The sequence below is a fragment of the Haloferax prahovense DSM 18310 genome (assembly GCF_000336815.1).
Lineage (GTDB): Archaea > Halobacteriota > Halobacteria > Halobacteriales > Haloferacaceae > Haloferax > Haloferax prahovense.
In genome coordinates this window covers 70,618-85,684 of record NZ_AOLG01000050.1, presented here as the reverse complement: position 1 = coordinate 85,684, position 15,067 = coordinate 70,618, and the positions used below count along the sequence as shown (strand labels likewise).

Annotated in this window: 15 protein-coding genes; 11 read left to right on the top strand and 4 right to left on the bottom strand. The window is 68.5% G+C overall.

Features of this window, described 5'->3' with window-relative positions:
- Both C457_RS14975 and C457_RS14970 read right to left on the bottom strand, forming a co-directional pair.
- Positions 1-330, bottom strand: a 330-nt coding sequence (locus C457_RS14975; RefSeq protein ID WP_008095913.1) for a hypothetical protein, incomplete at its 3' end; no start/stop codon positions are given.
- A gap of 18 nt (positions 331-348) precedes the next feature.
- A complete protein-coding gene (locus tag C457_RS14970; protein ID WP_008095911.1) occupies positions 349-1,773 on the bottom strand; it encodes a DUF58 domain-containing protein in 1,425 nt (474 codons plus the stop codon).
- Positions 1,774-2,032: 259 nt separating this feature from the next.
- Here C457_RS14970 and C457_RS14965 point away from each other — a divergent pair, with 259 nt between their 5' ends.
- The 11 genes from C457_RS14965 to C457_RS14915 all read left to right on the top strand — a co-directional run bounded on the left by C457_RS14965 (position 2,033) and on the right by C457_RS14915 (position 11,811).
- Positions 2,033-4,216 carry a DUF4129 domain-containing protein gene (locus C457_RS14965; protein ID WP_008095910.1) on the top strand — a complete coding sequence of 728 codons (2,184 nt, stop codon included), beginning with the start codon at positions 2,033-2,035 and terminating at the stop codon, positions 4,214-4,216.
- 63 nt (positions 4,217-4,279) lie between these two features.
- On the top strand, positions 4,280-5,287 hold the full coding sequence (locus tag C457_RS14960; RefSeq protein WP_008095908.1) for a DUF1616 domain-containing protein: 1,008 nt from the start codon (positions 4,280-4,282) through the stop codon (positions 5,285-5,287).
- 169 nt (positions 5,288-5,456) lie between these two features.
- Positions 5,457-6,101, top strand: a complete 645-nt coding sequence (gene rdfA / locus C457_RS14955; protein ID WP_008095906.1) for a rod-determining factor RdfA — start codon at positions 5,457-5,459, stop codon at positions 6,099-6,101.
- 34 nt (positions 6,102-6,135) lie between these two features.
- Positions 6,136-8,094: an archaea-specific SMC-related protein gene (locus C457_RS14950; RefSeq protein ID WP_008095905.1), complete on the top strand. Its 1,959-nt coding sequence runs from the start codon at positions 6,136-6,138 to the stop codon at positions 8,092-8,094.
- A gap of 211 nt (positions 8,095-8,305) precedes the next feature.
- Entirely contained in the window at positions 8,306-8,662 is a 357-nt protein-coding gene (locus C457_RS14945) for a HalOD1 output domain-containing protein (RefSeq protein WP_338036223.1), read from the top strand.
- Positions 8,663-8,938: 276 nt separating this feature from the next.
- Positions 8,939-9,217, top strand: a complete 279-nt coding sequence (gene samp3, locus C457_RS14940; protein WP_008095900.1) for a ubiquitin-like modifier protein SAMP3 — start codon at positions 8,939-8,941, stop codon at positions 9,215-9,217.
- A gap of 1 nt (position 9,218) precedes the next feature.
- Positions 9,219-9,476, top strand: coding sequence for a hypothetical protein (locus tag C457_RS14935; protein WP_004975681.1), 258 nt, complete (start codon positions 9,219-9,221; stop codon positions 9,474-9,476).
- Entirely contained in the window at positions 9,473-9,913 is a 441-nt protein-coding gene (locus C457_RS14930; protein ID WP_008095898.1) for a hypothetical protein, read from the top strand. Before C457_RS14935 ends, C457_RS14930 begins: the two co-directional genes overlap by 4 nt.
- Before the next feature lie 67 nt (positions 9,914-9,980).
- The gene (locus C457_RS14925; protein ID WP_008095896.1) at positions 9,981-10,676 is read left to right on the top strand and encodes an AzlC family ABC transporter permease; all 696 of its coding nucleotides are present in this window, start codon (positions 9,981-9,983) and stop codon (positions 10,674-10,676) included.
- Complete coding sequence (locus tag C457_RS14920) at positions 10,677-11,015, top strand: AzlD domain-containing protein (protein WP_008095895.1); 339 nt, start codon at positions 10,677-10,679, stop codon at positions 11,013-11,015.
- 73 nt (positions 11,016-11,088) lie between these two features.
- Positions 11,089-11,811, top strand: a complete 723-nt coding sequence (locus C457_RS14915) for a hypothetical protein (protein WP_049913618.1) — start codon at positions 11,089-11,091, stop codon at positions 11,809-11,811.
- A 39-nt stretch (positions 11,812-11,850) separates the two neighbouring features.
- Here C457_RS14915 and C457_RS14910 read toward each other — a convergent pair whose 3' ends face one another.
- Both C457_RS14910 and C457_RS14905 read right to left on the bottom strand, forming a co-directional pair.
- Positions 11,851-13,782 carry an aldehyde ferredoxin oxidoreductase family protein gene (locus tag C457_RS14910; protein ID WP_008095892.1) on the bottom strand — a complete coding sequence of 644 codons (1,932 nt, stop codon included), beginning with the start codon at positions 13,780-13,782 and terminating at the stop codon, positions 11,851-11,853.
- Positions 13,783-13,908: 126 nt separating this feature from the next.
- Positions 13,909-14,988, bottom strand: coding sequence for a hypothetical protein (locus C457_RS14905; RefSeq protein WP_008095891.1), 1,080 nt, complete (start codon positions 14,986-14,988; stop codon positions 13,909-13,911).
- Between the last annotated feature and the right edge of the window lie 79 nt (positions 14,989-15,067).

Below are 15,067 nucleotides of genomic sequence, written 5' to 3'. Positions count from 1 at the left end.
CCCCGCCGCCAGTCGAACGAGTCGCGACCGGTCCGGCGGCCACGCGCACGCCGCGCTCGCGAGGAGTGGGAACGCCGCGAGCTGCGCGCCACCGAGCGCGACGAGGCTCGTGTCTCCGAAGAACGAGACGGCGGTCAGTTGGGCGACGACGAACGCGAGCGGTCCCGTCGTCGCCGCCGCGACGGCGAGGACGAGGACGCCGGCGGCGACGCCCCACAGTCCGCTCGTCAGCCCCGCCACGAGCGTGATACAGAGGACGCCGACCACGTCCATCGGGGTGAGTTCGTTCGCGTCCAACACGGTTCGAATCGTCCGTTCGCTCTGGTTCACAGGTGTCTCCATCGGTGTTCACTCCGCTGTGGTGGCGTGGTCCGAAGCCAGGTTCATCGCGCTCTTCGGGGCGACTTCGTAGGCGGTGACGTTCGGGAGCCGTTCGAGGCGCTTTCGGAACTCCTCGAAGGCGACGACCCCGGCGGTGTCGCCCGCGCCCCCGGCGGCGTCGTCGAAGAACGTCGTCGGCGTGAGGAAGACGCTCGTCTGGCTGCTCCGCTTGGACGCGACGACGACCGCCTCGTAGGTCTCGACTCTCGCCGAGTCGTCGGTGATGAGCACGAGGTGGTCCTGCCGGTCGGACCGCGAGCACGCGGACTTCACCGCGTCGAAAACCGGTCGGTCGCTGACCCGCGAGACGTAGCTCTCGCCGTCGCTGAGGTACGGGCGGAGCGTCGACGCGAACGCCGAGTCGGCACCTTCGAGGAGGCGACTCCGCTTTCGGGCCTCTTCGGGGGCGACCGGCCGAGACGTGCCGACCGGACGACGCGAGCGCGCGGTCGGCTCTATCGAGAGCAGCCGCCGCCGAATCGTCTGGTAGGCGTTCGAGGACGACGAGGGGCCGAACTCCCAGGTCGTCCCGGCGTCGCCGACGAACTGCGCCGAGACGGGGTCGCCGTGGGAGTCGGCGGCGTCGATGAGGCCGAGCGCGACCTCGCGCGCGTACGAAAGCATCGTTCGCCCGTTCGGGCCGCGGTTCATGTTCGAACCGCAGTCGACCACGAGCGACAGCAGGTAGTCGGACTCGGACTCGAACTCGCGGATGTACGGGTGGTCCATGCGCGCGGTGGTCTTCCAGTCGATCTGCGACAGCGTGTCGCCGGGGAGGTACTGTCGCGTCTCGTGGGGGACGAGCCCCGGTCCGGTCTGGTCGCTGGAGTGGTCGCCGAAGGACGCGCCGACCAGTTCGCCGCCGCGGCCGACGTGGATGCCGTCGGGGGCCGGCGATTCGACCAGACAGCGGGCGTCGGCGTCGAGCGTCAGCGTCTCGGTGAAGAAGCCGGCACGGTCCTCGATATCGACTTCGACCTCGTCGAACGCGATTCGCCCGGCGACGGGGAACTCGATACTGCACGTGACCGACCCGGCGGTCTCGCCGGGGTCGAACGCGACCGTCCGGCGCGTGCGCTCTGGCGCGTTCACGCTCGGCGGCGCGACGAGTTCGACCTCGACGGGCGCGTCGACGGCCTCGGACAGCGACGCCGTCAGCGTCACCGCGGCGCGGTCGTCGACGTACACGGACGTCGGCTCGACCGAGACGCTCGCCGAGAGGTCGCGGTCGACCGCGCGCATCGTCCCGACGGCGTCGACCTGCGCGACGACGAGCCACGCGGCGAGGCCGCAGGCTGCGAAAAGCGGCGTCGGCTCGTCGAGGACGACCGCGTAGACGGCGAAGAAGCAGGCGACGCCTGCGAGCGCGGCCCACCGACGGGTCGGAAGCATCGTGGGTTCGATTCGTGCCGCCCAAGTTGAATGTTTGTGTTGGCGCGCGCGACGGTCGGCCGCGCGGGTCCCGTCGAAACCCGGTGCGCTCGGCGCGCCAACCGGGGCGTTAAACCCGCCGTTAACTCGGTGCAGTCTGCGAATCCCGGCGTCCTGCTCCCGCCGGGAGTCAGCCGAATGCCAAAACCCATTAGGTCCCCCCGTCTGGCTACGGGTAGTGCGTGGTGAATCGGGCCGCCCGGCGCGGTTGCTTTGGACGATGTTGGTCGTCGGCTGTCTCGTCGCGACAGCGCCGGTAGCGGCGGTCTCTGCGGGAGCGGTCGCCGACGCGCCCGACGCGCCCGCCCCGAACGCGGACGCGCCGGCGTCTCTCGAGGGTGCCGACCGAGTATCGGCGCTTGGGCCGGCTCCGGGTCCGCTGCAACAGACCGCGAACGCGACGAACAACAGCACTGGCGTCCTCCACGAGAACCCCGACGAGGTCGACGACGAGAACGAACTCGACCGATTGCTGTCGTACCTCTCGGGCGAACTCAACGGCGACATCGGGGCGAGCACCCTGCAGCTCAGCCAGGGCGAGTACGCCGCCGCCAAAGCGGCCCTCGGCGACGACTACGACGACTCGCTCGGCAAGTACGTCGACGTCGAGGGCGAGGTCGGCGGCGACGGCGCGGGCGAGGAGTACCGGACCGTCAGCGAGACCCAGCGGGAGTACGTCGACACAGTCAGCGAGTTCCGCGAGACGCGCCGCGAGTACGAGGCGGCGAGGCGGGCCGGCAACGACGAACGCGCCCGCGAACTCGCCCGCGAACTGACGCGGCTCGCCGAGGACGGCGAGACGCAGTCAGACCGGCTGTTGGCGGCGTTCGACACGATTTCGAACCGGACCGACGGCGATTTAGCCGAGAGCAGCGCCCAAATCGCGGACGTACAGGCGAACGTCTCGGAACAGCGCGACGAAATCGTCTCCCGGGAGTTCGTCGCCACCCGCCTCGCCGTCGACGACTACGACCGGAACATCTCCTTTACCGACCCGCTCGTGCTCTCCGGGTCGCTCGTCACCGACAACGGCACGCCGGTCGAGGCGACGAGCGCCCGCTTCGCGGTCGGCGGGCAGACCGTCCAGTCGGCGGTCGACCCCGACGGCTCGTTCGAACTGACCTACCGGCCGGCGCGGATTCCGGCCAGCACTTCGTCGCTCACGGTCCGGTACCTGCCGGACGACACGTCGATGTATCAGGCGACAGAGCGGGTCGTTCCCGTCGCCGTCTCGCAGGTGAACGCGACCGCGGGCCTGTCGGAGCCGTCCGCGTCGGCCTACGGCTACGCCGACGCCGTCTCGGTTCGCGCGACGGTCCGGGTGAACGGGACACCGGTGTCGAACTACCCGGTCGCCGCGAGCTTCGCCGGGTCGTCGGCGACCGCGCCGGCGACGAACGCGAGCGGCGCGTCGGCCGTCTCGGCGACCGTCCCCGCGACCGCGACGGGCATGGCGTCGATTCGCGTCGCGCCCGACGGCGACGGGAGGGCGGTCACGTTCGCCCCGGCGACGGCCGCGGTCCCGCTCGAAACCGAGGGAACGGCGCTCAGCGTGACCGCCCGCGAGACCGCCGACCGGACCGTCGTCGTCGACGGCCGACTCGAAACCGACGAGGGCGAGGCCGTGAGCGGCCAGTCGGTCGCGGTCAGCGTCGACGGGCGCGAGGTCGCCGCGGCGACGACCGGCGCGTCGGGCGCGTACCGGGCCGCGGTCGACCTCCCGAGCGATGCGAGCGTCGAGAACGCGACCGTCTCGGTCGCCTTCGACGGCGAGGGGACGAACCTCGAACCGTCCGACGCGACGGCGAGTATTCGCCTCTCGAACGGCGCGACCAGTGCCGGAAACGGCGCTTCCGACGGACTCCCGTTCGACCCGCTCGACCTCGCGTGGGTCGTCGCCGGGACTGCGGTCGTCGGCCTCGTCGCCGCCGTGCTCCTTCGTCGGAACGACGCCGACGACGCCGCGGCGGCGACCGTCGCCGAGTCGGCCGCGACGGAGAGCGCCGAACCGACCGAGCCGGAGCAGGCGGCGACCGAGGCTTCGGCGCTGGATTCGGCGACCGAAGCGCTCGACGCGGGCCGACCCAACGACGCGGTCGTCGTGGCCTACGCGGGCGTCCGCCGGTCGCTCGGGGCCGCCGCCGGCATCGACGACGCCGCGACCCACTGGGAGTTCTGCGACCGCTGTGTCGACGCCGGCGTCGGGCCCGCGGAGGCGCTCGAATCGCTCACTGCGGGCTACGAGCGCGCGGCGTACAGCGGGCTCTCGGTGAGCGACGCGGACGCCACCGAGCTGGTCGAGACGGCCCGCTCTGTCGTCGCCCCGGACGAGACCGGCGTGCCCGAGTCGTCCGATTCGGGCGACGGTGTGGACGCGTCGGAGCCGGTCGGCCCGGTCGAGTAGTGCGGCTGCGACCCCCGACGGCTGACAAATGATTTTTGTGCTCGTGTTTCCCACTTCGGGTAGATGTCGCAGCGCCAAGACTGGCGGTTGTTCCTCCCCGAGCCCCTCCGCACCCTCCCGGCCGACCTCGCGGTCGTCGTCGCGGGGGTCGCGCTCACGCTCGTCGCGACGCTCACGCCCGGGTTGGAGGGAACACCGCTGCGAGTCGTCGTCGGCCTGCCGTTCGTGCTTTTCATCCCCGGCTACGCCCTCATTGCGGCGCTGTTTCCCGAGCGCGGCCCGCCGATAGACGCCCCCGAGGACCACGACAGGATGGGCGGTATCGACGGTATCGAGCGGGTCGCGCTCTCGTTCGGGACGAGCATCGCGGTCGTTCCCCTGCTCGGGCTCGTCCTCAACTTCACGCCCTGGGGGATTCGCCTCGTGCCCATCCTCGTCGCCGTGAGCGGCTTCACGCTCGTCGCGACGACGTTCGCGGCGGTCCGCCGGTCCGCGCTTCCCGAAGAAGAACGGCTGGTGGTCCCGTACAAGCGCTGGTTCGCCGCCGCGCGCGACGAGCTATTCAATCCGGCGTCGCAGACCGACGCGATGCTGAACGTCGTCCTCGTCGTGAGCGTGGTCCTCGCGACCGCCAGCGTCGGCTACGCGGTGGCGGTGCCGAAAGACGGCGAGTCGTTCACCGAACTGTATCTTCTGACCGAAGACGGAAACGACGAACTCACCGCCGACAACTACCCGGAAGAACTCGTCCGGGGCGAGCCGGCGTCGCTCGTCCTCGGCGTCGGCAACCAGGAACACCGGACGGTGAACTACACCGTCGTCGCGGTGCTCCAGCGCGTCGAGGTGTCGAACAACTCGACGACCGTGTTGGAGTCAGAGCGGGTCCGGACGTTCACGCCCCGGCTCGAACACAACGAGACGTGGCACGAGCCACACGAGGTTCGCCCGACGATGACGGGCGAGCGCCTACGGCTGACGTACCTCCTCTACGAGGGCGCGCCGCCGGCGTCACCGACGGTGGACAACGCCTACCGCGAGGTCCACCTCTGGGTGACAGTTCGCGAGGCGTGACGTCGGGCGACGCATTATGATTCGTCGATATCTCTCAGTCGTCGCCCGAATCCTGTGAGAAAATCGGCGTATATCGTGTAATTCGTTCGTGTTCTAGTTTTATCACCTCTGATAATTCATAAGTAACGTTTAGGGTACTCCGCGCTAAGGTCCGAGTAACGAGGTCACAATGCCAGATTCTGGAAGTACGGTTTCCCGCCGCGGTGGCCGAGGTCCGAAGATAGAGCGTATCGCGGACCGATACGGTCTCGATGGCCTCGGTGACGACCTCGTCGACGCGTGGCTCGGCGAGGGTCGCGAGCGGCGGAGCCTCCGTGAACTCGAAGGCGACGTGAACAAGCGACTCATCCGGGCCGCGCTGGACCAAGCCGGCGCGCACGTCCTCGACGGGGAGGCGGAGAACTTCTACCGACTCCTGACCAGCGACGACGTGACCGCGGGGAGCCGCACCGACGCGCGGAACACGCTCCGCGAGCGCGGCGTCGACATCGACCAGTTGGAGTCGGACATCATCTCCTACCAGTCAGTGTATAACTACCTCAAGCGACACCGAAACGTCGAACGCGAAGACGACGAAGACGGGCAGAGCGCGACCGAGTCGGGAGTCGCGACGATTCGGAAGCTCCGGTCCCGACTTCGGACGGTGACTATCGATGTTATCGACCGTTTAGTGAAGGCCGAAGCGGTCTTCATCGGCACGTACGAGGTCGAAGTAGACATCCGCGTCACCTGCACAGACTGTGACACTCGAATGACCCCGACGACGCTCCTCAACTCCGGGCACTGCGACTGCGGACACGAGAGAGACGAGTAGCGGCTCGGGCTCGCCAACACACCACATCCGAAACATGAACGATTCAGAGGCACTTCAGACGGCGACTGTCCGTATACGAAACATCGGTGGTATCGACGAACGAACCGTCGGGCTCGAACCCGGCGTCACCGTTCTGACCGGGCGCAACGCGACGAACCGAACGTCATTCCTGCGCGCGCTTATGGGCGCGTTCGGGAGCGACGCGGCCAGTCTCAAGGGCGACGCCGACGAGGGGTCGGTCGAACTCGAACTCGACGGCCGGACCTACACCCGCGTCTTCTCCCGCGAAAACGGCGGTGTCACGACCGACGGTACGCCGTACCTCCGGGATACGACGACCGCGGACCGCTTTGCGTTCCTCCTCGGCTCGAACGAGGCGCGACGGGCGGTCGTCGCGGAGCGCGACCTTCACGACGTCATCATGGCCCCGGTCGACACCGACGCCATCGAGGCCGAAATCGAGCGCCTACAGACCCGACGAACGCAGGTCGAACAACAGCTCGACTCGCTCGACTCGCTCGAAGACGACCGCCGGTCGCTCGAAGCGAAGCGCGACGACCTCGAAGCCGAAATCGAGGACCTCGAAGCGAAGCGCGACGACCTCGAAGCCGAAATCGAGGCCGAAGACCGGACGGTCGAGGCGCAACGCGAGAACCAAGCCGCCTTAGACGAGGTGCTTTCCGACCTGCAGTCGGCGCGGTCGGACCTCGAAACGGTCCGCTTCCGCCTCCAGAGCGAGCGCGAGAGCGTCGAGTCGCTCCGCGAGGAGCGCTCCGAACTCCAGTCGGAACTCGATTCGTTCGAGGCCGACGAGGTCGACCGCGGCGAGGTGAACGAGCGTATCGGGTCGATTCGGTCGCGCATCGAGTCGCTCAACTCGACGATTTCGGAGCTTCAGACCATCGTCCAGTACACGGAAGACGTGCTCGAAGGCAAGGCCGACCTCGTCGAGGACTCGCTGGGCGCGGTCGGCGGCGGCTCGGTGACGGACCAACTCGTCTCCTCGGAGACGATCACGTGCTGGACCTGCGGCACCGAGGTCGACCGCGACCAGATTCGGGGGACGACCGACCGCCTCCGCGAGGTCAGAGACGAACAGCGCGAAGAACGCGCCGAACTCCGCCGCGAACTCGACGAACTCGAACGCTCGATGCGGGCGGCGGAACAGGCCCAGCGCGACCGCCGGAAGCTCCGGGATAAGCTCCAGCGCCTCGAAGACGAACTCGACCGCCGGACCGGACAAATCGACTCGCTGACCGACCAGCGCGAGGAGCTCGCCGAACGGGTCGAAGCGCTCGAAGCCGACGCGTCGGACCTCCGCGGGCAGGCCGAAGGCGACCTCATCGAACTCCACAAGGAGCTCAACGAGGTCGAGTTCACGCTCGACCGGACGCGCGACGACCTCGCGTCGGTCCACGACGACCTCGACGCGCTCGACGACCGGTTCGACGAGCGCGAAGAACTCGAACGCGAACGCGAACAGGTAACGGAGGAACTCGAGGATGCGCGAACCCGAATTCGGTCGCTGACGACGGCGGCGGTCGAGGCGTTCAACGAGGAGATGGAGACGGTTCTCGACCTCCTCGGTTACGACAACATCGAGCGCGTCTGGCTGGAGCAGGTCGAACGCCGGGTCCGCGAGGGTCGCCGCAAGGTCGAAAAGACCCAGTTCGAACTCCATATCGTCCGCGAATCCGACTCCGGGACGGTGTACGAGGACTCCATCGACCACCTCAGCGAGAGCGAGCGCGAGGTCGTCGGTCTCGTGTTCGCCCTCGCGGGCTATCTCGTCCACGAGGTGTACGAGGAGGTTCCGTTCATGCTGCTCGACTCTGTCGAGGCCATCGACGCCGAGCGCATCGCCGCGCTGGTCGACCACTTCGAGCAGTATCCGACGTTCCTCGTCGCGGCCCTCCTCCCCGAGGACGCGCAGGCCCTCGACGAGTCGTACCGGCGCGTCACGTGGGGAACCGACGTGGCACCCGCGGCCTGACCAGACCAGTCCGCGCGATGTCGGGACGAGGGTCGCGTTTCCGTCTCCTCCGTTCCCGTCTGGTCTGTTCTCTACCTCTTTTGCCCCTCTCGAATTGACTCGATGGTCCGATAACTCGCCTCTCCCACTGCTGTTTAGCGGTCAACCCCCAACCGTAGTATTGCATTATAATAACACTATCAAAGGGACATACCGTTAGTACGCAAGAAATATAACACGTCGAACCAACGTATCGAACGGACGATACTGGGGGGACGAAACCATCATCACATCTGACACGCAGCTACGAGACGAATTCGAACCGACACGAGTTTGGTACGACTGCGAGCGTACCGAGCCGGTCTCTGAGGCGGTTGCCGCGGCCGTGAACCAACACACGCGCCGCGACCCGACGGAACTACCGCCGCTCACAGAGCACGTAGACACCGACGCCCTCGACGCCCTGTTCGGCCGCGACACGCCCGGTGCCCCGCGCGTGGCGGGTGCATCGCTCGAGTTCGACTACGCCGACTTCGTCGTCACCGTCGAGTCCGTCGGTCGTATCGAAGTCCGCGACGCGGGACGGTAATCGGCCGGGCCGTTCGACACTAATTGGGGATGTTTCGACCGTTGTCGAACGGTTCGCACCGACCGCAATTATCCGGCCCGCGCGGATCGGTATCGAAGGCGCTTGGACTGTCCGTTCGGGCGAGACGTTTCGACGCTCATTCTACTTAATTGGTTGAGATCTTTCAGGCAATAATCTTGCAGTTTATTTGAATTATTGACCTCGATAAGTCCAGCCAACCGTCCGCTGTGGCCGCCCGCGACGTACCTTTTTGTCTCGTGGACGCCGACAAGGGGTATGGAACTCGAATTGCGCTTCTTCGCGACGTTTCGGGAGGTAGTGGGCCAGAAGTCCATCTACTGGCGGGTCGACGACGACGCGACCGTCGGAGACGTCCTCGAGTCGCTGGAAGCGGAGTACGACGGTCTCGCCGGCCGACTCATCGAAGACGGCGCGGTCAAGCCGCACGTGAACGTGCTGAAAAACGGGCGCGAGGTGGTCCACCTCGAGGGGATGGCCACGACGCTCGACGACGGGGACGCCGTGAGCGTCTTCCCACCGGTCGCGGGGGGCTGACGTGGCGCGCCGACAGCGAGCGTTCCGCGGCATCTCGCCCCGACTCGCGATTCAGTACCTCGAAGGGCTCGGCGGCGAGGCCGACGGCGACGGCCGCGTGGTCGGTCCCGACTGGACCGTCGACATCGAGACCGAGGAGGTCACGATAACGAGCAGTATCCAACTCACCGAGGTGCAACTCGCGTTCGAGGGCGACGAGGAGACGCTCGACGACCTTGTCGAGCGGTTCGCCCGCAAGGCGATGCGCGCGGGGGGATGACCGTGGGTGCCGACGGCGACCGGCGGCCGGGGCGCGAACGACTCAGCGAGCGCCTCGCGCCGGACGGCGACGACGGCTCGCCCCGCGGCGGTGCCATCGACGGCACGGCCATCATGCTCGCGGCCGCGAAGGCGAGCGTCCCCGCCAGCAGCCTCCCGCTGTTGCTCGACCGAGCGCAGGCGTACCTCGACGGTCGGGCGAGCGAGTACGCACAGGGGTTCGAATGCGTCCACGAGGACGACAAGACGGCGGTGTTTCTCGTCCCGCTGGGCCACTGGGACACGAAGGGGCTCGACCTCGAGTTCTCGCATCGCGAGGTCGACGCGGTCCGCCGGGCGCACGCCGAACACCTCCGGCGCGTCGGCGCGGACGCCGACCGCCGCGACGAGTTCGAGACGGCGCTCGAAATCCGCGAGGTCGCCGTCGTCAGGCGGTAGGCCGAAGAGCCGGCAAACCGCCCGACGATAGACGGCTATTTCGGGGGCGGCGACCTGCTACCGACAGATGCCAACCGTTTCCTCCGACCTCCTCGACGGCGTCCGGGCCGCGGGGCCGCTCCAACTCGGCATCGCGCCGTTCGGCCTCGTCGCGGGCGTCGCGGCCGTCGAACAGGGGCTTTCGGTCGCGCACGCCCTCGGCTTCTCCAGTCTCGTCTTCGCCGGCGCGTCGCAACTCGCGATGATAGAACTCCTCGGCGCGGACGCGCCGCTGGCCATCGTCGTCGGCACGGCCGTCGTCATCAACCTCCGGACGATGATGTACTCGGCGTCCATCGCGCCCTACTTCCGCGACCTGACCGCCCGGTCGAAGGCGCTCGCGTCGTACCTCCTGACCGACCAGGCCTACGCGGTCTCCATCGCCCGCTACGGCCGCGACGGCGAGACCGACCGCTTCGCGTACTACGTCGGCGCGGGCGCGTCGCTGTGGCTCGTCTGGCAGGTGACGACCGTCGCCGGCGCGCTCCTCGGCTCCGGCCTCCCGCCGGAGTGGGGCTTCGACTTCGCCGCGCCGCTGGTCTTTCTCGCCCTGCTCGTCCCCACGCTGAAAGACCGCGCGTCCGGCGCGTCGTGTCTGGTCGGCGGCCTCGTCGCCACCGGCGTCGTCGTCGCGGGCGTCCCGTTCCACCTCGACATCATCGTCGCGGCCGTCGTCGGCGTCCTCGCCGGCCTCGGCGTCGAATCACTCGGAGGCGACGCCTGAATGCCGACCGGCTACGACTCGGCGACCGTCTGGCTCGTCATCGCCCTCGCGGGCGTCCTCACGTTCGCCATCCGCGGGTCGTTCATCTACCTGTTCGGCCGCATCGACGACGTGCCGCCGGCGGCCGAGTCGGCCTTGGAGTACGTCCCCGCGGCCGTGTTCGCGGCGCTCGTCTTCCCCGCGCTCCTCGCCCCCTCCGGCGACCTCGCGGTCTCCGTCGGCAACGACAAACTCGTCGCGGGCGCGCTGGCCGCGCTCGCCGCGTGGTACACAGAACGCGTGCTTGTCACCATCCTCGTCGGCATGGGTGCGCTCTGGGTCCTCCGGTTCGTCGTCTGAATCGTCGCCCCCAATGGTCCGGTCCGTCGCCTCCCCCAAGATACTCGTCTCACGGGCGACCACGACCGCACACATGCCCTCCCCGTCCCCGCGCCTCTACTCGCTCCCCCGCGACGACGAGGGTCGCGCCCTCCTGCCGACCGGGTTCGCCGCCGGCGTCGCCGCGTTCGTCGTCGGCACGCTCGCGGTCACCGCCTGGCTCGCCCTCGCTACCGACGGCTCGTTTTCTACGCTCGATGCTGCGACCGAGATGACCGCCGGGAAGCCCGTCCCGTCAGCCTTCGTCCCCGTCTGGACGTTCGGCGGCGCGATGGGACTGCCCGTTCGACTCGTCGAGACGACCGGCTCCGGTCGCGCGGTCGTCCTCCGCAACCTCGTCGATGGACTCGACGGCCCGGCCGACTCGTGGTACTGGCTGGGCGCGCTGCCGGCCGCCTGCCTCTTTCTCGCCGGGGTCGTCACGGCGCGCCTCACGGCGTGGTCCCGACGCCCCGCCGAGGGATTCGTCACGGGGGCGTCTGTCGCGCTCGGCTTCGCCGCCGCAGTCGCCGTCGCTGCGGTCGTCGCCCGCGTCGGTCTCGGCGACGTGCCCCCGAACGCGGACGGGTTCGTCCGAGTCGGTTCGACGGGGTTCCGCCCGCCCGACCTCGACGGCGACTCGGTCGGACTCCCGCTTTGGGGGGCGTTCTCCGGACTGGTGTTCGGCGTCGGCTTCGGCGGCCTCGGCGGGGCCGCCGCGGCGCTCGTCGAGAGACTCGTCGCCACGACGGTTCGAAATCGGTCGAAAAACGCGTGAATCGGTGGGAGTCGAGTGCGACCGACTCGGGCGGTCGCCTCAGTCGTCGGCGGGCGCGGGCGAGTCGCCGCGGGAGACGCCCGTGCCGGGGCCGATGTCGATGCCGAGTTCGTCGAGACGCTCGTCGGGGACGACGCCGTCGACCCACTGGCGGCGGGCGTAGTACTCTTCTTTCATCTCGTCGAGTTCGCACAGCTGGCCCTCGGACGCGCCCTGTCCGGGCATCGCCTCGTCGCCCTCGACGAAGCGTCCCGGCAGCGAGTCGTCGGCACCGTCGAAGCCGACGAGGTTGTTGTAGTACCGCTCTAACGTGTAGATTCGGTCACCGGTTTCGAGCAGTTCCTCCTCGCTCACGTCGCGGCCGGTCATGCCGTTGTACTGCAGGACGTACTCCTCGATGCCCTCCGCGAACGCGTTGAACTTGCAGATGTCGAACGAGTCCGAGATGGCGTGCATGTCCTGGAACAGCGCCACGAGTTCGCCCTTCCCGCGCCACTCGTGGGGGTCGTGTTTCTCCGGAATGCCGAGAATCTCGGCGGACGGCGTGTAGCCGCGGAGGTGACACGCGCCGCGGTTCGAGGTGGCGTAGCCGATGCCCATGCCCTTCATGCAGCGGGGGTCGTACGCCGGGATGGTCTGACCCTTGACGGCAAGCGAGTTGTCGTGGGCGTCGAAGCGCTCGGCGAGGCCGTTCGCGCCCTCCGCGAGCGCGTCGGCGAGGTCGCCGTCGCGGTTCGCGACCTCGGTGATGAGGTCGATCATGCGCTCGGTGTCGCCCCAGTCGAGCTGTTCGCTCAGTCCGTCGAGTTTGCCCTGCTCGGACATCTCCATCGCCATCGCCATCATATTGCCCATCTCGATGGTGTCGACGCCCATGTCGTTACACCGGTCGATCATGACGGCGATTTCGTCGCGCTCGGTGTGTCCGGAGTTCGGGCCCAGCGCGTAGGCTGACTCGTACTCGTAGGACTCGCCGCGGACGTTCATCTCTTCGCCTTTGTGCATCACCGACACCTCGACTTCCTTCTTACAGGCGACGGGACAGGAGTGACAGGTCGGCTCGTCGACGAGGATGTTCTCGCGGACGTTCTCGCCGGAGACGCGCTCGGAGTCGATGTCGACGCCCTCGGCGTCTCGCATCGCCGCGGTCGAGGTGTACTTCCCGTTTTTCGTCGGGAGACCGTCGAGCTCCTCGCCCGCGTTCATCAGGACGTTCGTCCCGTACAGCGACAGGCCGCCCTCGTTGGGCGCGGTGACCTCGGACTCGCGGATGAGCTGCATCGCCTGCTGGTAGCCCTGCTTGAACGTGTCGGCGTCGGCGGGCTTCGGCATCCGCGTGCCGGACTTCACGACGATTGCCTTGAGGTTCTTCGAGCCCATGACCGCGCCCGTGCCGCCACGGCCGGACGCGCGGTCGTCTTCGTTGACGATGCAGCCGAACTTGACCTCGTTTTCGCCGCCGGGGCCGATGGCCATTATCGAGAGGTTCTTGCCGAGGCTCCCGTCGACCTCGCCTTCGAGTTCCTCGATGGTGTCGTGGACGCCCCGGCCCCAGATGTGCTCGGCGTCGTGGAGCGTCAGTTCGCCGTCTTCGACGACCGCGTAGACCGGGTGTTCGGCTTTCCCTTCGAACAGCAGGCCGTCGAAGCCGGACCACTTGAGTCGCGCCCCGCTCCAGCCGCCGTGGTGCGAGTCGGTGACGGTCCCCGTGAGCGGGGATTTCGTCACGACCGCGATGCGACCGCTCATCACCGTCTGCGTGCCGGTGAGCGGGCCGGTCATGAACGTGAGGAGGTTGTCCGGTCCAAGCGGGTCCACGTCCGGTCCCTGGTCGAAGACGTACTTCACGCCGAGGCCGCGGGCCCCGATGTACTTCCGTGCGTCCTCGTCGTCGATTCCCTCGTACGCGATGTCGCCGGATGACAGGTCCACCCGAGCGACCCTGTCGTGATAACCACCGAATTCAGTCATTGTAATCCTCGTTGATTATATACGGACGCTGTCGGGTTAGTGATTCCCACCTCCATGTAACCGTTCGAGGTTACCCCGTCGCGAGCCGACGCGGAACCGTCAGGGGATTGCGGCAATCCGTGCGACTTATCCCGGTTGCGGGCCGGCGACCCGCAACGAGACGGTTCCGGTGGCGTCGACGACGACGCTCGCGGGGCCGCGCGGCGGGCACGACCACCACGTTCCCGACACCGCTGCCCCGGTTTCGAGGCTCGCCGACACGGCGTGCGCTCCGGAGGTCGTCACGGGGACGAGTTCCCGGACTTCGCCGGGGGCGAGGGCGAGCACGCGGTCGAACGACTCGTCGCCGCTCGCGGCGTCGACCCGGAGCGAGAGTCGGTGGGGTTCGTCGTCGCGGTTGGCGATTGTGAGCGTCGTGTTCGACGGTCCACAGCCCGTCGCTCCGCTCGACACGTCGACGTACTTCGTCGGCTCGTCGGGTACTGGCCACCCCGTCTCGACGCGTCGCTCGTCGGTCTCGACGGCGACGCGGTAGTCCCCGCTTCGGTACGTCACCGGAATCGACAGCCGCGCCCCCGACGGGACGCGGTACGCCTGGTCGACGAGCACCGTGTTCCCGAGGTCGATGCGGAGCCGAGCGGTCGTCTCGGGGCCGGGGTTCTCCACGACGACGCCAGCGGGTGCGTACCACCGTGAGGAGCCGTCGCCGACGAGCGGGAGGTCGATTCTCGGCCCGTCGTCGGGGGTCGCCGCCGCGAGCGAGCACTCTCCCCGGGCGTCGCACGAGACGGTCCGCCAGAACTCCGCGCTCCCCCGGCCGAGGACGACCTCCAGCCCTTCGAACGCCGCGTCGACGGTCCACGTCGAGCGGGCCCGCAGGCCGGTGTCCGTCTCGACGAGCACCGCCGTCTCCCCGGTCGGGACCGCGACCGATAGCCCGGCCCGCTCGCCGGGCAGCAGGTCGCGGTTCTCGAAGAACACGTCGCGGTCGTCGCGGACGCCGACGACGGTCGTGAAAACCGGGTCCGGCGTCGGGTTCCAGAGCGTCAGCGACCGCTCCACGCGCGCTTCGGTCGTCGGCGTCTCGATCGGCGCGTCCGTCCCCTCCTCGGGGGTCGGCGTCTCCGTCTCCCACTCGGGCGTCCCGCACCCGGCGAGGCCGGCGAGGCCGCCCGCGAGAAGCGAGAGGAGCGTGCGGCGCTCCATGGGCCACCTACGGGCGCGACGCATATGAACGTCTGTCGCTGCGGTGCCGTGTTCGGCCGCGGCGGCACGGTCGCACCCC